This window comes from Salinifilum ghardaiensis, from assembly GCF_054491345.1.
This window is the reverse complement of record NZ_CM137101.1, coordinates 3438624-3455600: the sequence shown is the minus strand read 5'-3', so window position 1 is coordinate 3455600 and position 16977 is coordinate 3438624. Positions and strand designations below refer to the sequence as shown.

Below are 16977 nucleotides of genomic sequence, written 5' to 3'. Positions count from 1 at the left end.
ACCATGCGCGACATGCACGACGCGTTCCACCTCGCGATCCCGACCCACGACCTGGACGCGGCGCAGGAGTTCTACGTGACCGGCCTGGGCTGCAAGCTCGCCCGCCGCTACGACGACCGGATCACGCTGGACTTCTTCGGCGACCAGGTCGTGTGCCACCTCTCGGACAACATCGACACCGACCCGCCGCAGCTGTACCCGCGGCACTTCGGCGTCACCTTCCGCAACCGCGAGGACTTCGACCGGCTGGTGAACCTGGCGGAGACGCGCGGCCTGGAGTTCTTCGTGAAGCCGAGCAGCCGCTTCGAGGGCTCCGTGGAGGAGCACCTGACCGTGGTGCTCAAGGACCCCTCCAACAACCTGCTCGAGTTCAAGCACTACTACGACCCGCGGATGATGTACTGAGGTAGCGGGCAGGCGCGCCGCCGGCCCGGCGGCGCGCCTCCGAGCGCGCGGTTCCGCCGCTACTCCCCGTCCGCGAGCAGCCCGGGGAGCTCGTCGAGCCCGTCGATCACGGCCAGGCACTCCGCGGCGGACGGGTCCTCGGCGTTCAAGGCGCCCCACGGTCCCCGGCGCAGCCGCACCGCCGCCATGCCGGCGTCCACGGCGGGGCGCACGTCGTTGTCCCACTGGTCGCCGACGTAGACGATCCGCTCGGCCGGCAGGTCGCACTCCTGTCCGATCCGCGCGAAGAACTCCGGGGCGGGCTTGGCCGCTCCCCACTCGGCCGAGGTGGCCACCAGGTCGGCGGGCAGCTCCAGTGCCCGCAGGTTCTCGGCCAACCCCGGGTCCTGGTTGCCGCACACGCCGACGAACAGCCCCGAAGCCCGCAGTTCACCGAGAGCGGGCCGAACGTCCGCGTACAGGTCGTCCTCGACGACATCGGCGCGCCCGGCTCCCGCCGCGCGCGCGGCGGACCAGGTCAGGTCCGGGCGCAGCAGCGGCACCACCTCGCGGAAGTCGGCTCCGCGCGCCAGCAGTCCGCCGAAAACGGCCGAGAACGTGTGCTGCGGAAATCCGAGGAAATCCGCCATGGCAGCGTAATCGCGCGATTTGTCCACAATGGTCTCGCCGATGTCGAAGAACACCGCGTTGAATCGAGGCATGCGCCGCACTCTAGCGAACCGGAGACGGGCGGGGGAGGCGCGCCGGTGGTGACGCCCGCCTCGCGGTCCGCTGCCGCGGTCCCGGCGCGCGTTCCGGGAGCGAGGCGGCAGGCGTCGCCGGTACCCGCGGGGCACCCGTGGCGATCGCGCTGCGGGGATTCCGCGGTAGCCGCGTCGGGCTGAACGTCCCCATCGCCAGTCCTCCCGCCTCCGGGAGGTCGTGATCGCCGCCGGTGACGTCATCTGTCCGAATGGGAGGCTCAGGGGCACGCGTGCTGCTCGGGCGGAGCGGCCGAGGTGGTCGCGCTCCGCCGTCGCTGCGGCTCGACCCGCCGCACCCGGGCGCGAGCGGAGCCCGCCGAGACGGCACCTGGTGGAGGGATCTTCTCCGCCCGCAGTCCTCCGCTGCCCCGTCGTCGCGGCGCCGGGGCTTCCCGGGCCCGCTGCCGCGGCGCTGGGGAGCTCTGCTCCTCCGGGGCGAGCCCGGCCGGGGATCTCGTGCGACCGGTGTTCGAGCTGCGGGGCGCCGGACCGGAGTCGCTCCGGGTGTCTCCCGCGACCCGTTCGACGCGCTCCCCGCGGCCGCGGCGGATCGCAGCAGCGCGGGACCGCGCGCTCGCGCGGGTCCGGGCCACCGGGGCGCGAGGTCCAGCGCTCGCACGCGCGGCACCCGGTTGCGCGGGATGCGGCCGAAGCAACCGCATTCCGCACAACGCCGCGGCCGCTGCGCCCGCGACCGTTCCGCCAGTACCCGCGCCACGGCCATCAGGGTCTCCCGCCTCGCGGAAGATCCTCTCGCGTCGCGGCAGGCTGCGCGGTGCGGGGAGGGAGCGGAGCCACCACCTCTTCCGGACGGCGGGAACCCGCGCTGCGACCGGGGCGGTTCCTGTTGCAGACGCGGTCGGTGTGACTGATACTCGCCCCAGGTATACCGCCAAATGCTCCCGGTGTCGGTTTTCAACCCTGCGGGGCGGTGGGCCGCGCCGCGAAGCGGCAGTTCTCGCAACACCGCACGAGCGCATCGCCGAGATCGCCGAGGAGGAGAGCACCGCCGGATCCGCGTCCGCGACGAACAAACCACAGCACCGGGATCCGGCACAGCACCGAGGCTCCGGCTGACGTGAGCCAACCATCCGTGATGGGCGGAAGGTGACCACCGTGTACAGCTACGTTCGATCCCACACGAATCCTCCGGTGTTCCTCATTTCGGGGATCGTCGCGGTCGCGTTCGTCCTGTGGGGAGTGCTCGGTCCAGGAACGCTGTATGACACCGCGACTGCGGTGAACTCGTTCATCACGTCGACCTTCGGCTGGCTCTACATCATCGCCGCCAGCTTGTTCGTCGTCTTCGTGGTGATCCTGCTGTTCACCCGCTGGGGAACGATCCGCATCGGACCGTCGGACTCCAAACCGGAGTACAGCAACCAGGCCTGGTTCGCCATGCTGTTCACCGCCGGCATGGGCATCGGCCTGGTGTACTTCGCCGTCAGCGAACCGGTCACGCACTTCCTCAGCCCGCCCACGGGCCAGGGGGGTACCGACGAGGCCGCGACGACCGCGATGCAGTACACCTTCTACCACTGGGGGCTGCACCCGTGGGCGATCTACATCATCCTCGGGCTCTCGCTGGGCTACTTCGCCTTCCGCCGCGGCCTGCCGCTGCGGCCGGCCTCGGCGTTCTACCCGCTCATCGGTGAACGGATCTACGGCTGGATCGGGCACATCATCGACATCCTGGCCGTGTTCGGCACGCTGTTCGGCATCGCCACCTCGCTGGGTCTCGGCGGGCAGCAAATCGGCGCCGGGTTCAACGCGTTGTTCGGCGTGGAGAACACGGCGACGCTGCAGGTCATCCTCGTGCTGGCGATCACCGCGATCGCGGTCGTGTCGCTGATGCTCGGCATCGACAAGGGCATCCGCAACCTCTCGCTGATCAACCTGTGGCTGGCGTTCCTGCTGATGGTGTTCGTCTTCACCGTGGGCCCCTCGCTGAACCTGTTGAACTCGGTCGCGGCGAACATCGGGACGTACCTGCAGAACCTGGCGGGGATGAGCTTCCAGACCTTCCCCAACGACGCGGGCGGCCGGTCCTGGCAGGGGGAGTGGACGCTGTTCTACTGGGGGTGGTGGATCTCCTGGTCGCCGTTCGTCGGCATGTTCATCGCCCGCATCTCCTACGGGCGCACGGTCCGCCAGTTCATCCTCGGCGCGCTGCTCGCCCCGGTCGGTGCCTCGTTCGTGTGGCTGACGGTCTTCGGCGAGTCGGCGCTGCGGCTGCTGCTGGCCAATCCCGCCAACCCGCTGGCCGAGGCGAGCAGCGAGACGGCCATGTTCGTGCTGTTCAACCAGCTGCCCGTCGGCGCGGTGATGCACACGATCGCCTCGGTCGTGGCCATCATCGTCGTGGTGCTGTTCTTCGCGACCTCCTCGGACTCCGGCTCGCTCGTGGTCGACATCCTCACCAACGGCGGTGATCCCAACCCGAGATGGCAGCAGCGCCTGTTCTGGGCTGTGCTGGAGGGCGTCATCGCCGTGGCGCTGCTGCTGGCCGGTGCTGCGAGCGGCGAGGACGCGCTCACCGCGCTGCAGACCGCCTCGCTGGTGGCCGGACTGCCGTTCTGCATCGTGCTGCTGGCGATGTGCGTGGGCCTGGCCAAGGGATTGGCCGAGGAGCGGATGACCGTGATCCAGGCCGAACCCCCGCCCGGAGCCGGCCTGCGGGTCAGCGCCGAGATCGGTCGACGCCGGGGCGAGCACGAGCAGGGGACGAGCACCGAGTCCACGACGAGTGAGTCGCCGCCCGAGGACGAGGGGAGGTGACCCCTGCGCGGTGCGCTGCCCCGGGCCGCCCGGGGCAGCGCACCGCGGTCGTCCGGGGCGAGTGCCGCCGGGAGCTTGCTCACCCCGCCGGCGGAGGTCGTCGGCGGGGTCCTCCCACGACATGTGCGAGTTCGGATGAGCTTCGAGGATGCGCGGGCCGGGCACGTGTCCGCCGGGACGGTGACCGCGTTCCTCGTGCTGGGCGCTCGGAAAGTGGAAGCGGCCTGAAGCCGCGACCGCAGCGGCAAACCCCGACGCCGCACGCGTCCGCGAGTGCTTGGCCACGTTCTCGGGTGCCGGCGCCGGTGTCGATGCTCTACTGGGACGCGGACGACGTTCCGCCAGAGGGGAGTGCACCGCGCGATGACGACCGCACCCGCCACCACGGGTATCGCCGCCGTCCTGTTCGACATGGACGGCACGCTGGTCGACTCGGAGAAGCTGTGGAGCGTGGCGCTGGAGGACTACGCCGCTCACCGCGGCGGCGCGCTCAGCGACGCTGTCCGGGAGGACATGGTCGGTTCGAACATGCCGCGCAGCATGCGGCTCATGCTCGACGACCTCGGCCTGCCCGCGGTCGAGGAGGACGTCGCCGCCGCGGGCGAGTGGGTCGTGGGCCGGATGCGCGAGCTGTTCGCCGCGGGGCTGCCCTGGCGGCCGGGAGCGCAGGAGGCGCTGCGCGCCGCGCGGGCGCAGGGGCTGCGCACCGCCCTGGTGACCTCCACGATCCGCTCGCTGACCGAGCAGGCGCTGGACACGGTGGGACGCGAGCACTTCGACGCGACGGTGTGCGGCGACGAGGTCGGCGGTCGCAACAAGCCCGACCCCGAGCCGTACCGGCGGGCGTGCGAGCTCCTCGGGCTCGCGCCCGAGCGGTGCCTGGCGGTGGAGGACTCGCCGACCGGCGTCGCCGCGGCCGAGGCCGCCGGCTGCCTCGTGCTCGCCGTGCCGTGCGAGGTGCCCGTGCCGGACGGGCCGCGGCGCGTGCTGCGGGACTCGCTCGAGCGGGTGGACTTCGGCGCGCTCGGCTCGCTCGCCCGCGAGGTGGCGTGAGCCCGCGGGCGCGCACGCGTGATCGGCCCCGCACGCGGACGGGTCCGCTGTCACGCCCGCGGACGGGGGATGCAAGGATTCGGGTGTGAAGACCTTCGACGACCTGTTCAGCGAGCTGCTCGACCGTGCCCGCACCCGCCCGGAGGGCTCGTCGACGGTCGCCGCCCTCGACGCCGGGGTGCACGCCCAGGGCAAGAAGGTGTTGGAGGAGGCCGGCGAGGTGTGGCTGGCCGCCGAGCACGAGTCCGACGGCGAGCTGGCCGAGGAGATCTCGCAACTGCTGTACCGGGTGCAGGTCATCATGGTGCAGCGCGGCCTCTCCCCGGAGGACGTCTACCGGTACCTGTGACCGAGTCCCCGACCCGTTCCGACCAGACGAGGAGTGCCCAGTCCCATGCTGCGTGTGGCGGTGCCCAACAAGGGCACGCTGGCCGGTCCTGCCTCCGAGATGCTCGCGGAAGCCGGCTACCGGCAGCGTCATGAGCAGCGGGACCTGACCGTGCTGGACGCGGTCAACAACGTCGAGTTCTTCTTCCTGCGTCCGAAGGACATCGCGATCTACGTGGGCAGCGGCAGGCTGGACCTGGGGATCACCGGCCGCGACCTGGCGCTCGACTCCGGCGCCGAGGTGGACGAGCGCCTGTCGCTGGGCTTCGGCGGGTCGACGTTCCGCTACGCCGCGCCCGCCAGTCCGCGCGAGTGGACCGTGGCCGACCTCGAGGGCCGTCGCGTGGCCACGTCCTACCCGCGGCTCGTGGGCGACGACCTGCAGCGGCAGGGCGTGGACGCCCGCGTCATCCGGCTCGACGGCGCGGTGGAGATCTCCATCCAGCTCGGCGTCGCCGACGCGATCGCCGACGTCGTCGGCTCGGGCCGCACGCTGCGCCAGCACGGGCTGGCGGCCTTCGGCGACGACATCTGCGTGTCCGAGGCCGTGGTGATCGAACGCGCCGCCGAGCGGGTCTCGGCCGAGGACGAGGATACCGAGAGCGACGACCACGCCAAGGAGCAGCTCATCGCGCGGTTGCAGGGCGTGGTGTACGCCCAGCAGTACGTCATGATCGACTACAACTGCCCGCGGGAGCTGTTGCCCGAGGCGACGCGGACCACGCCGGGGCTGGGCTCGCCCACGATGTCGCCGCTGGCCGACGACAACTGGGTGGCGGTCCGCGCCATGGTCTCGCGCAAGCAGGCCCCGGCGATCATGGACCGGCTCGCGGCGCTGGGCGCGAAGGCCATCCTCTCCTCGGACATCCGCGCCTGCCGCCTGTGACCGCCTCGGCGGCGCGATCTGCCGGGGTGTTCCACTCGTTGATCGTTTCCCCACCCGCGTCGTCGGACGTGCGCGCATAATGGGGTGGACGGTGTCGATCACGGGCCGCTCCCGGCGGGACGTCCCGGGGCGGCGCCACGGTGGAAGACGTCCCGGCCGGCTCCGCCGTCGAGGGCCGGGCTTTCGGTGGGGGTGTGCTCATGACGGTGATCGTTCCCGGCGAGACTCCGCCGCGGTGGGAGCTGTACGCAGGGATGCCCTGCTGGATCGAGCTCGCCACCGCCGAGGTCGACCGCGTCGCCGAGTTCTACGGAGGGATGTTCGACTGGACGTTCGCCCGGTCCGCGGAATCGGGGACCGGGGAGCACCTCATCGCGCACCGGGACGGCTACCCGGTGGCGAGCCTGCGCGAGTCCGCCGACGGGGAGTCCGCCGACGGCGAGTCCGCGTGGCGGCTGTACCTGGCCACCCGGGACCTGGCCGGCGGCGCGGAACGCGCCGAGGAGCTCGGGGCGCAGCTGCGCGTGCCGCGCGGCCACCTCCCCGGGATCGGCCACCACGCCGTGCTCACCGGCCCCGCCGACGGCGAGGTCGGGCTGCTCGAACCGGAGGAGTCGTGGCAGTTCGACGTGGGGCTGCCGGGCACGCTGATGTGGGCGGAGCTGGTCACGATCAAGGCGCAGACCGCCGACCACTTCTACCAGGAGCTGTTCGGCTACGAGGCCGAGCAGTTCGGCATGGAGCACCGCTCGGACTACTCGGTGTGGTACCTCGGCGGGGAGTCCGTGCTCGCCCGGGTGAGCATGATCCGCGAGCACATCACCCCGGCGACGGTGCCGCACTGGCTGCTCTACCTCGGCGTCGACCCGGAGATCGGCGTCGACGAGCTCGTCCGCAGGGCCATCAGCACGGGCGGACGGGTGCGCGTCGATCCCTACGACTCGAACATCGGGCGCGTGGCGGTCCTGCGCGATCCCTCCGGTGCCCGGTTCGCCGTCGTCGACTCCACGCAGGCGGGGGAGTTCGGCAGCGCGGCCAACTTCGACCCCTACGACGACTGATAGGGCCGGCCGGCACGCTCGGAGAGCACCGCGGACGGGCCTGCGTACGTGGGCAGGAAGCGGCTTCGCCGCTTGCCTGGCGGATCGGTGCGGCCACGCGGGCAGTCACCGATCCGCGCGTGCGCTTATTCGGGGCGGGAGTGCGCGTCGTCCGCGGGAACCTCCGGCCACCCCGGGTAAGGCGGGGGCGTGCCGCCGAAGGAGGGGCAGATGGCCTGGTGGTCGCAGAAGTTGCACAGCTTGCTCGGGCTCGGGCGGAAGTCCCCGCTGCGCCCGGCGCGCTGGATCGCCTGCCACATGGCTTCCAGGGTGCGCTCGAACCGCCGCAGCTCGGCCTCGTCCGGCTCGTAGGTCAGCGCCTGCTTGTTCGCCAGGTACAGCAGGAGCAGCTGGCGCGGGACCACGCCCCGCTTGCGCCAGAGCACCAGCGCGTAGAACTTCATCTGGAACATCGCCCGGGCCTCGCCGACCTCCGGAGGGGCGGAACCGGTCTTGTAGTCCACCAGCCGCACCTCGCCGGTGGGGGCGACGTCGACGCGGTCGATGAACCCGCGCAGCAGCAGGCCCGAGTCCAGCTCGGTCTCCACCCGCATCTCGCAGGCCTCCGGGTCGAGGCGGCGCGGGTCCTCCAGTTCGAAGTAGGCGTCGACGAGCTTCTCCACCGAGTTCAGCCACGGCTCCAGCTCGGGGTCGTCCGGTCCGGTGAACAACGCCGCCAGTTCCGGCTGCTCCTGCTGGAGCTGCTCCCAGGACGGCCGCACGAACTCGCGCGCCCGGACGGCCTCCCGTTCGGCGCGGGAGAGCTCGAACAGCTGCTCCAGCACCGAGTGCACCACGGTGCCCCGCGCCTGCGCCCGGGTCGGCGTCTCCGGCAACCGGTCGATCGCGCGGAAGCGGTACAGCAGGGGGCACTGCTTGAAGTCGCTCGCGCGGGACGGCGACAGCGCCGGGCGGCGCGAGCGCGCGGCGGTGCCGGTGGCCTCCGCCCGCCCCGGCTCGTCCGGAGCGGACGGGTGCGTCGACGCGGTGCTCGGATCGGCGGAGGGGTCGGTCATGCCCCGGGACCCTAGTCGAGCGGTCCGACGGGGGCGCCGCCCGGAACTGTCGGCGGTCCGTTCGCGGCCGGGGCGGCTACCCTGCGGGCATGGCCACCACGTCGCGCAGCGACTCACCCGGCTCCGCAGGCTCCGGCGGTTTGCTCCTCGCCCGCGTCGCGGGGGTGCCGGTGCAGCTGTCGGCGTCGTGGTGGATCGGCGCGGCGGTGATCGTGCTGCTGTACGCACCGCTGGTGGGGCGCATCCTGCCGCACGCGGGGGCGTGGGGGAGCGCGCTGATCGCGGCCGCCTTCACCGTGCTGCTCGGCGTGTCGGTGCTGCTGCACGAGCTGGGGCACTGCCTGGTCGCGCTGCGGCTCGGCCTGCCGGTGCGGCGGGTGCGGCTGTTCCTGCTCGGCGGGCTCACGGAGATGAACCGCAACGCGCCCCGCGCGGGGCAGGAAGCCGTCGTCGCCGTGGCCGGTCCGCTCGTCTCGCTCGCGCTGGGGGTGGTGGCCGGGGCGGGCTGGTTCGCGCTCGCGCCCGGCGGAGCGGTGTGGCTGCTCGTGGCGCAGACGTGCGTGGCCAACCTCGCCGTGGGCGTGTTCAACCTGCTGCCCGGGCTGCCGCTGGACGGGGGGCGGCTGGTGCGCGCGGGCACCTGGTGGCTGACCGGTGACCGCGGACGCGGGACCACCGCCGGCGTCATCGGGGCGGGGGCCGTGGCCGCGGGCTTGGTCCTCTGGGCGATGGAAGGGCTGGTCGCCGACGCGCAGGACCAGTGGCTGCGGCTCGGCATCGCGGTGCTCATGGCGTGGTTCGTCGTGGCGGGCGCGACCTCCGAGCGCGCGGCCGAGCAGGAGCGGCACCGGGCGGGCGAGCTGCCGATCCGGCAGCTGGTGCGCCCGGTGCTGCAGCTGCCCGCCGAGTGCCCCGTGGGGGATGCGCTCACCGCGGCCGCCGGTCGCGGTGTCGTGCTGGTGCGCGCCGACGGGATCGCGGTCGGCCTGCTCGACGAGAAGGCGGCCGAGCAGGTGGTCGCCGCCAACCCGGCGGAGCCGGCCGAGCGGGCGGCCGAACCGGTCCTGCCGGAGACGGTGCTGCTCGACGCCGACAGCTCCGAGGACGTGCTGGAGCGCCTGCGCAGCGTGGAGGCCTGGCAGTTCCTCGTGGTCGACGCCGGTGGCCGCCCGAGCGGGGTGCTGCGGCGCGTCGACGTGCGCAGCGCGCTGCGCGGCCGGCGCCCCGCGGGCCTGTGAGCCGACCCACCTCCACTCCCCGGAGTGCGCCCGGTGCGCCCTCGATGACCCGGGGTGTGGACATTTCCCGAGGAAAGTGCACATGCCCTGGGGTGTGAAGGTCTCGCCTTCGAGGGCGTGATGGCTGGCTGTTCGATGTCCGGTGGCCGCCCTCGTCGGTCGATCCGCGGGTCCTCCGAGGGATCTGGCCGCGGCGGGGAGCACCCCCTCTGCGACGATGGTGCGTCGCGTTGCAGGCCGGCAGTCGGGCAGTGAGGAAGCAGCAAGGTGACCAACACCGTCAGCGGTGCGTTCGAACCGGGCGACCGGGTGCAGTTGACCGACCCCAAGGGGCGGCGCTACACGATCGTCCTGCGGAGCGGAGGGGAGTACCACACGCATCGTGGCGTGCTCGCCCACGACAAGATCATCGGGCAGCCGGAGGGGTCGGTGATCGCCTCCACCGGCGGGATGTCGTTCCTCGCGCTGCGGCCGCTGCTGGCGGACTACGTGCTGTCCATGCCGCGCGGCGCGCAGGTGATCTACCCGAAGGACACGGCGCAGATCATCACCTGGGGCGACATCCGCCCGGGCGCGCGCGTGCTCGAGGCCGGTGCCGGCTCGGGCGCGCTGACGCTGGCGCTGCTGCGCGCGGTCGGCGAGCACGGCCGGGTGATCTCCTACGAGTCGCGCGAGGACCACGCCGAGCACGCGGTCCGCAACGTCGAGCAGTTCCTCGGCGAGCGGCCGGACAACTGGTCGCTGCAGGTCGACGACCTCGCCGCTTACGACGGCGGGCAGGTGGACCGGATCGTGCTGGACATGCTCTCCCCGTGGGAGGTGCTCGGCACGGTGCACGAGAACCTCGTTCCCGGTGGGGTGCTCGTGGTCTACGTGGCCACGACGACCCAGCTCTCGCGCGTCACCGAGGCGATCCGCGAGCAGCAGAACTGGACCGAACCGCAGGCGTGGGAGACGCTGCTGCGTCCCTGGCACTCGGTCGGCATGGCGGTGCGCCCCGAGCACCGCATGATCGCGCACACGGCGTTCCTGCTGGTCACGCGGCGGCTGGCGGACGGGGTGACGCCACCGCGCCCGCAGCGGCGCCCCAGCAAGGGCTGAGCCCGGGTGGCTCCGGCCCGGTGGGCACCGGGCCGGAGCCGCATGCGCCCGAAGCGCGGAGGGGCGGCACCGCGCGGGCGCCGCCCCTCCGCCATCGCCGTCCTCCCGGTATCACCGCGCCGCGTCGCAGCTGACCCAGGAACCGTCCTCGACGATCATGTTGATCTCCTCGTCCATCTGCTGGGACTGCGTCTGGCCGAGCACGGACATCGTCATCTCGCCGCCGACCTCGGCCGTCGCGGTCCCGTCGCCGTGGTCTTCCACCGAGACGAGTTCGGCGTTGATCTCCATGCCGTCGAGGAGCTCACGCGCTTGCTCCTCCGGCATCCCCTCCTGCTTCAGGGCTTCGACCGGATCGGTTTCCACGTTGCCCTGTTCCCGGTCCTCCGCGCAGGACAGGCTGGCCAGCGCCCGGAAGTCCTTGGCGTTCAGCTTGGCCACGAGTTCCTCCGCGGTGGGACGCGGGTCGCCCGGGCCGCTCAGGGCGAACACGAGCACGACGGCCACGACGGCGAGCAGGACCACGCCGCCGCCGATGCCGCCGAGGATCCACGGCGTCTTGGACTTCTTCGGCGGCCCGCCGTACGGGTCGCCGAAGCCGCCCGGTTGCGCGTACGGCCCGGGCGCGCCGTAGCCGGGCTGCTGCGGCTGGCCCGGCTGGCCCGGTTGCTGGGGCTGGCCCGGCTGCTGGGGGGAGCCGCCCTGCTGCGGCCAACCCTGCTGCGGCCAACCCTGCTGCGGCCAACCCTGCTGGGGTCCACTGGGCGGGAAGCCGCCGCCCGGCTGCTGCGGGCCGCTCTGCGGGTACTGCCCACCCGGCTGGGGCTGCCCCCAGCCGCCGGGCTGCTGCCCCCAGTTGTCCTGACCCGGTTGCTGCGGTGGGTAGGTCACGTCTCTCCCCCTGGTGCGGTCTCTGCTCGTGGCGGTTCGCGTCGCGCTCGGCCGGCCTCGGCCGCCCCCGCGGGCGCGGGAACCGGTGAATCGTGCGCGGCGACCCTACCGGGGACATTCCGTGCATCGATCAGGACCGGCCGAACTGTGCTCGGCTGCCCGGCCGGGGTCTCCCGGGCGGGATCCCCCGACCGGGCACCGCTGCGGTGCTGGGACGCGGGCCAGGCGCCCGGGGTTCCCGGCGATTCCGGCCTGCGCTCCGCCGTGAGCGCAGCACCGCCGCTGAGCGCACCGCCGCTGCCCGCGCCTCCGGAGGCACCGCGTTCCGCCATGCGGGAGGGAGCGGGCGCTTCGCGCCGGCTTCCCCGCCGGGGCCGCCACGGGCGCATGCCCGGCCGGAAGCGCGGGTACCGGACGTGGAGCGGCGTGTCGGGTGCGAGCGCGCCGCGCGCCGCGCACAGCGGTGAGGGCTGCGTACAGCGGAGGAGAGGAGCATCATCACCCGGATGGCGCAGGGAACACCCGAATGTCCGTCCCGCCGTGCCCACTCCTGGTCGTCGCGGCCGCTCCGCGGGGCGGTGCGCCGTACGGCGGAGATCGGGTCGTTGGGGTGTCCGGACGATGATCATCGACAGACCGTGGCCGGCCGGTGAAGCGGTCGGGCCGCAGTGGCGAACCAAGTTGGCGTACTGCATGGGTATCGGCTGATTTTTGTGGCACGCTGGGCGATCCGGCGGACATACACGACGCCGCCGTCGTCGGTGATCGCCGGTACCGTGGTGGTACGAGCACGGGAGGAGGGTGCCGACATGCAGCACGACCGTCCCGGCAACCTGCCTGAGCAGGGCGGTGAGCAGCAGAACCGCAGCAACGCCGAGCTTCGGGACCAGATCCGTCTGCTCGAGGACGAGGTGGCGACGCTGCGGCGCAAGCTCAACGAATCGCCCCAACAGGTCCGGGTGCTGGAAAAGCGGCTGGCCGAGGCATCCGAGAGAGTGAGCCAACTCACCGAACGGAACGCCAAACTCACCGAAACCCTCAAGGAGGCCAGAAGCCAACTCACCGCGCTGCGGGAGGAAGTGGACCGCCTCGCGCAGCCGCCGAGCGGCTACGGCGTCTTCCTGGCGGGCTACGAGGACGGCACGGTCGACGTGTTCACCTCGGGCCGCAAGATGCGGGTGGCGGTGTCGCCGAACGTGGACGTGGAGCAACTGCAGCTCGGTCAATCGGTGCGTCTCAACGAGGCGTTGACGGTGGTTGAGGCCGGCTCGTTCGAGCGGACGGGTGAGGTCTGCACCTTCCGGGAACTCCTCCCGGGGGCTGCGGGCGACTTCCCGCGGGCTCTCGTGCTGGGGCACACCGACGAGGAGCGGGTCGTGTGGCTCGGCGGCCCCCTCGCCGAGGCCGAGCTGAAGTCCGGCGATTCGATGCTGGTCGACAGCAAGGCCGGGTACGCCTACGACGTGGTGCCGAAATCCGAGGTGGAAGACCTCACCTTGGAGGAGGTCCCGGACGTGGAGTACCACAGCATCGGTGGTCTCGGGGGGCAGATCGAGCAGATCCGCGATGCCGTGGAACTGCCGTTCCTGCACTCCGATCTCTACGTGCAGTACCGCCTGCAGCCGCCGAAGGGCGTCCTGCTGTACGGACCGCCCGGCTGCGGGAAGACCCTGATCGCCAAGGCGGTCGCCAACTCCATGGCGAAGAAGGTGGCCGCGGCCCGCGGGGACGAGGACGGCCAGGCCAAGTCCTACTTCCTCAACATCAAGGGTCCTGAGCTGCTCAACAAGTTCGTCGGTGAGACCGAGCGGCACATCCGCACGATCTTCCAGCGGGCGCGGGAGAAGTCCTCGGAGGGCACGCCCGTCATCGTGTTCTTCGACGAGATGGACTCGATCTTCCGCACCCGCGGCAGCGGTGTGTCCTCGGACGTGGAAACCACGATCGTGCCGCAGCTGCTCAGCGAGATCGACGGTGTCGAGGGCCTGGAGAACGTGATCGTCATCGGTGCCTCCAACCGCGAGGACATGATCGATCCCGCGATCCTGCGGCCCGGTCGCCTCGACGTGAAGATCAAGATCGAGCGGCCCGACGCCGAGGCCGCCAAGGACATCTTCGCGAAGTACCTCACGCCGGACCTGCCGATCGACGAGGAGGACCTCAAGGAGTTCGGCGGGGACAAGGCCACGTGCATCGAGGCGATGATCCAGACCACCGTCGAGCGGATGTACGCCGAGAGCGACGAGAACCGGTTCCTGGAGGTCACCTACGCCAACGGGGACAAGGAGGTCCTGTACTTCAAGGACTTCAACTCCGGCGCGATGATCGAGAACATCGTGGACCGGGCGAAGAAGGCGGCGATCAAGGGCGTGCTGGACAACGGCTACTCCGGTTTGCGGGTGCAGCACCTGCAGGACGCGATCGTCGACGAGTTCGCCGAGAACGAGGACCTGCCCAACACGACCAACCCCGACGACTGGGCCCGCATCTCCGGTAAGAAGGGCGAGCGGATCGTCTACATCCGCACGCTCGTCAGCGGGAAGAACCAGGAGTCCGGCCGGGCGATCGACACGGCCACGAACACCGGCCAGTACCTGTAACCGACGCGCCGCTGTGGTGGGGCGGTCGCCGCACCGCCCCACCACGCGTGCGTCGGGACCGCCCGGCGGCCCGACCGGTGGCAGGAGCCGGCTCCGGACCGGGCCGCTCCGGAGCCACGGGCTCCGCGCCGAGTGTCGTCGCGCTGCGGCACCCGTTACGTTGGCGCCATGACTTCGCCGACGCGACGGTTCGGGCTGGGGCTCGCCGCCCTCGGACGACCCGCCTACATCAACGTCGGGCGCCAACCGGAACTGCCGCCGCAACGCACCGACGAGGCGATGCGGGAACGCACCCGCACCGTGCTCGACGCCGCCTACGGGCGCGGCGTCCGCTGGTTCGACGCGGCGCGCTCCTACGGCAGCGCCGAGCAGTACCTGGCCCACTGGCTGACCGCCCGCGAGCACGGCGACGTCACCGTCTCCAGCAAGTGGGGCTACGCCTACGTCGCCCAGTGGCAGATCGAAACCGAGGTGCACGAGGTCAAGGAGCACTCGGTGGATCGGCTGCGCAGCCAGTGGGAGGAGACGCGCCGCCTGCTGGGCCGGCGCGTGGACCTGTACCAGGTGCACTCGCTGACCGTCAGCAGCCCGCTGTTCGAGGACCTGGCGCTGCAGCACGAGCTCGCCCGCATCCGCGACGGCGGCACGCCCCTGGGGTTCTCCACCAGCGGTGCGGGGCAGGCCGAGACCATCGAGCGCGCCTGGGAGCTCGAAGTGGGCGGGCGGCAGCTGTTCAGCGCTGTGCAGTCCACGTGGAACGCGCTGGAGCCCTCGGTGGGCAGCACCCTCGCCGAGGTCCACACCGGCGGGTGGCGGGTCGTGCTCAAGGAGACCCTGGCCAACGGGCGCCTGGCGGTGGATCCGCCGGAGGCGGTGCGGCGCATCGCCGACGAGCACGCGGTCACCACCGACGCGGTGGCCTTGGCGCACGCCCTGCACCAGCCGTGGGCCGACGTCGTGCTCATCGGTCCGGTCAGCGTGGCCCAGCTGGAGTCCAACCTGGCCGCCTGCGAGGTCGCACTCTCCGAGGCGGAGCAGCTCGAGCTGGCCGGGCTCGCCGCGAAACCGGCGGAGTACTGGGGGGAGCGGGCTCAGCTCACCTGGCACTAGACGAGCAATTCCGCGCGGCACCGGCTGGCCACCGACAGCTCGCTGTTCACCGATGATGTGCGGGTGGTCGACTCCACCCCGGTGGAGCGCGGCCGCTCGCGGGAGGGGGCGGGCTCATCGAGTTCTCATCGGCTGCTGTGGTTGTTGCGGCGTTGTTCTTCGCGGTAGCCGTAGGCGGCTTGGCGGACGGCGCGGTCGGATTCGAGGCTGGAGCCGAGGGCTCCGGCGATGATGCCCATGGTGGTGAAGCTCCAGGCGAGGTTGAAGTACGTGTCCGGCGTCACCGGGGTTTGCAGCGTGCTGGTCAACACCGAGGGCGGGATGAGGAACGCGGCCACGGCCGTGTTGGTGATCAGCAGTCCGAGGTAGAGGCAGGTCACGCCGATGGTCAGGGTCAGCACGGTGGAGCTGTTGTAGAGCCGGGCCAGGCGCCGGAAGCCCTGCGCGCGGTGCTTGCTGCGTTCCCAGAGGTTGTGGGCGGTGATGAGCCAGACCACCAGCAGGGCCACGGAGGCGGCCGCGGCGAGGACTTCTTTGGCGGGGCTGAGGGCATCGGCGATCTGCCAGATCGTGCTCGAGGAGAGCCCGAAGGCGCTGGTGCCGAGCGCCGCGGCCAGCGCGCTCGACATTCCGAAGATCAACCGCCAGGGGCGGTTGGTGCGCACCATGCCGGAGAGCAACCGGAACCAGCCGCCCCACCGGGTGGCGGTGTAGCGCACTCCGGTGGCTTCGGAGAGGGTCGTTCGGTGCACCGGGGCGGTGAGGTTGGTCAGCCAGCTGTAGAGCCGGTGGCGGCTCGTGCTGCTCGGCTGGTGGTGGCCCTCGGTGAGCAGTTCTTCGAGCAGTTGGCGCAGCATGTGCCGCATCCGCCGGTGCGGTTGCAGCCCGCCGAGGGCGGGCAGGGAGACCACGCCGACCTGGCGGGAGGGGTCCACGTCGGCGATCAGCGGGCGTTGCTGCAGCAGCAACGGCAGGTCCGTCACGCAGATGGTGTATTCCCAGCCGCGGTGCGACTGGTAGTCCTGCAGCGCCGCGAACAGGTCTGCCCGATCTCCTTCGCCCGCGGTGATGGGGTCGGAGAGCACCTCGATCGTCCATTTCCCGCCGGCGTGCTCGTTCAGCCAGTGCGTCAGCTCGGCCGCCAGGTTGGAGCCGACCTGGGTGGGCATGTCGGGATCGGCCACGATGCCCAACACGCGGGGGCCTGCACCTTCCTGCGCGGCGACCCCGGCCTCCTCTTCCTGTTCTTCCTGCGCCGCCGCTGCCTCCTCCGCGTCCTCCTCGCCCTCCGCGTCCGCAACGTTCTGCGGGGCCTCCGCGTCTTCGGCGGAGGTCGCGCTGGCCGCGTGCTCGGCGGGGTGATCCGCTTGCCCGGTGCGCTCGCCCTGTGCGCCAGTGCGTTCGGCGTGGGCGCCAGCGGGGCGCCCGGTAGTGTCGGTGGTTGCTGTGTCCTCGCGCGTTTCCTGAGTCTCAGGCTGCCCGTCGCTGCGGCCGGTCATGTCATCTCCCACTGCTGCGCGCGTCGAGTCCCCCGAGCAGCGGTGCCCGCGGACCGCGAACCCGGCGCGGCCGCACGCACCGACTCCTCCGCCGCGGGCACGATCAAGGGTACCGCGTTCCGCGGAGTCAGCCACTTGAGCCTGCTTTCCCCGGCGAGGAGGAAGCCGCC

The 16977-nt window shown here is 71.8% G+C and carries 14 protein-coding genes; 10 read left to right on the top strand and 4 right to left on the bottom strand.

Annotated features, from left to right (window positions below; all coding sequences use genetic code 11):
• The first annotated feature begins 3 nt into the window (after window positions 1-3).
• The gene (locus ACVGV0_RS15675) at window positions 4-405 is read left to right on the top strand and encodes a VOC family protein (protein ID WP_459156435.1); all 402 of its coding nucleotides are present in this window, start codon (window positions 4-6) and stop codon (window positions 403-405) included.
• A 59-nt stretch (window positions 406-464) separates the two neighbouring features.
• On the opposite strand, the gene ACVGV0_RS15670 is transcribed toward ACVGV0_RS15675, so the two are convergent.
• The gene (locus ACVGV0_RS15670; RefSeq protein ID WP_459156434.1) at window positions 465-1106 is read right to left on the bottom strand and encodes an HAD family hydrolase; all 642 of its coding nucleotides are present in this window, start codon (window positions 1104-1106) and stop codon (window positions 465-467) included.
• A gap of 1194 nt (window positions 1107-2300) precedes the next feature.
• Here ACVGV0_RS15670 and ACVGV0_RS15665 point away from each other — a divergent pair.
• From ACVGV0_RS15665 to ACVGV0_RS15645, 5 genes are all read left to right on the top strand, one after another.
• Window positions 2301-3926 (top strand): BCCT family transporter, encoded by a 1626-nt coding sequence (locus ACVGV0_RS15665; RefSeq protein ID WP_459156433.1) that lies wholly within the window; start codon window positions 2301-2303, stop codon window positions 3924-3926.
• A 363-nt stretch (window positions 3927-4289) separates the two neighbouring features.
• On the top strand, window positions 4290-4979 hold the full coding sequence (locus tag ACVGV0_RS15660) for an HAD family hydrolase (RefSeq protein WP_459156432.1): 690 nt from the start codon (window positions 4290-4292) through the stop codon (window positions 4977-4979).
• 85 nt (window positions 4980-5064) lie between these two features.
• A complete protein-coding gene (locus ACVGV0_RS15655; protein WP_459156431.1) occupies window positions 5065-5328 on the top strand; it encodes a phosphoribosyl-ATP diphosphatase in 264 nt (87 codons plus the stop codon).
• Between the two features lie 45 nt (window positions 5329-5373).
• Window positions 5374-6252, top strand: a complete 879-nt coding sequence (gene hisG, locus ACVGV0_RS15650) for an ATP phosphoribosyltransferase (RefSeq protein ID WP_459156430.1) — start codon at window positions 5374-5376, stop codon at window positions 6250-6252.
• Between the two features lie 200 nt (window positions 6253-6452).
• Window positions 6453-7313: a VOC family protein gene (locus tag ACVGV0_RS15645; protein ID WP_459156429.1), complete on the top strand. Its 861-nt coding sequence runs from the start codon at window positions 6453-6455 to the stop codon at window positions 7311-7313.
• Window positions 7314-7438: 125 nt separating this feature from the next.
• On the opposite strand, the gene ACVGV0_RS15640 is transcribed toward ACVGV0_RS15645, so the two are convergent.
• A complete protein-coding gene (locus ACVGV0_RS15640; protein ID WP_459156428.1) occupies window positions 7439-8368 on the bottom strand; it encodes a RecB family exonuclease in 930 nt (309 codons plus the stop codon).
• Window positions 8369-8457: 89 nt separating this feature from the next.
• Here ACVGV0_RS15640 and ACVGV0_RS15635 point away from each other — a divergent pair, with 89 nt between their 5' ends.
• Entirely contained in the window at window positions 8458-9606 is a 1149-nt protein-coding gene (locus ACVGV0_RS15635; protein WP_459156427.1) for a site-2 protease family protein, read from the top strand.
• A 267-nt stretch (window positions 9607-9873) separates the two neighbouring features.
• Window positions 9874-10707, top strand: a complete 834-nt coding sequence (locus ACVGV0_RS15630) for a tRNA (adenine-N1)-methyltransferase (RefSeq protein ID WP_459156426.1) — start codon at window positions 9874-9876, stop codon at window positions 10705-10707.
• A gap of 111 nt (window positions 10708-10818) precedes the next feature.
• Here the strand turns inward: ACVGV0_RS15630 and ACVGV0_RS15625 are convergent, their stop codons facing one another.
• Window positions 10819-11598, bottom strand: a complete 780-nt coding sequence (locus tag ACVGV0_RS15625) for an Rv0361 family membrane protein (protein ID WP_459156425.1) — start codon at window positions 11596-11598, stop codon at window positions 10819-10821.
• A gap of 809 nt (window positions 11599-12407) precedes the next feature.
• Between ACVGV0_RS15625 and arc the strand changes: the two genes are divergently transcribed.
• Window positions 12408-14198 (top strand): proteasome ATPase, encoded by a 1791-nt coding sequence (gene arc, locus ACVGV0_RS15620; protein ID WP_459156424.1) that lies wholly within the window; start codon window positions 12408-12410, stop codon window positions 14196-14198.
• Between the two features lie 168 nt (window positions 14199-14366).
• The gene (locus ACVGV0_RS15615; protein ID WP_459156423.1) at window positions 14367-15308 is read left to right on the top strand and encodes an aldo/keto reductase; all 942 of its coding nucleotides are present in this window, start codon (window positions 14367-14369) and stop codon (window positions 15306-15308) included.
• A 125-nt stretch (window positions 15309-15433) separates the two neighbouring features.
• On the opposite strand, the gene ACVGV0_RS15610 is transcribed toward ACVGV0_RS15615, so the two are convergent.
• Entirely contained in the window at window positions 15434-16807 is a 1374-nt protein-coding gene (locus ACVGV0_RS15610) for a hypothetical protein (protein ID WP_459156422.1), read from the bottom strand.
• Window positions 16808-16977: the final 170 nt, after the last annotated feature.

Excerpts from the sequence above, each read along its gene's own strand:
- ACVGV0_RS15675 (WP_459156435.1), top strand. The coding sequence starts at position 4 with ATGCGCGACATGCACGACGCGTTCCACCTCGCGATCCCGACCCACGAC.
- ACVGV0_RS15670 (WP_459156434.1), bottom strand. The coding sequence starts at position 1,106 with ATGCCTCGATTCAACGCGGTGTTCTTCGACATCGGCGAGACCATTGTG.
- ACVGV0_RS15660 (WP_459156432.1), top strand. The coding sequence starts at position 4,290 with ATGACGACCGCACCCGCCACCACGGGTATCGCCGCCGTCCTGTTCGAC.
- hisG (WP_459156430.1), top strand. The coding sequence starts at position 5,374 with ATGCTGCGTGTGGCGGTGCCCAACAAGGGCACGCTGGCCGGTCCTGCC.
- ACVGV0_RS15645 (WP_459156429.1), top strand. The coding sequence starts at position 6,453 with ATGACGGTGATCGTTCCCGGCGAGACTCCGCCGCGGTGGGAGCTGTAC.
- ACVGV0_RS15640 (WP_459156428.1), bottom strand. The coding sequence starts at position 8,368 with ATGACCGACCCCTCCGCCGATCCGAGCACCGCGTCGACGCACCCGTCC.
- ACVGV0_RS15635 (WP_459156427.1), top strand. The coding sequence starts at position 8,458 with ATGGCCACCACGTCGCGCAGCGACTCACCCGGCTCCGCAGGCTCCGGC.
- arc (WP_459156424.1), top strand. The coding sequence starts at position 12,408 with ATGCAGCACGACCGTCCCGGCAACCTGCCTGAGCAGGGCGGTGAGCAG.
- ACVGV0_RS15615 (WP_459156423.1), top strand. The coding sequence starts at position 14,367 with ATGACTTCGCCGACGCGACGGTTCGGGCTGGGGCTCGCCGCCCTCGGA.
- ACVGV0_RS15610 (WP_459156422.1), bottom strand. The coding sequence starts at position 16,807 with ATGACCGGCCGCAGCGACGGGCAGCCTGAGACTCAGGAAACGCGCGAG.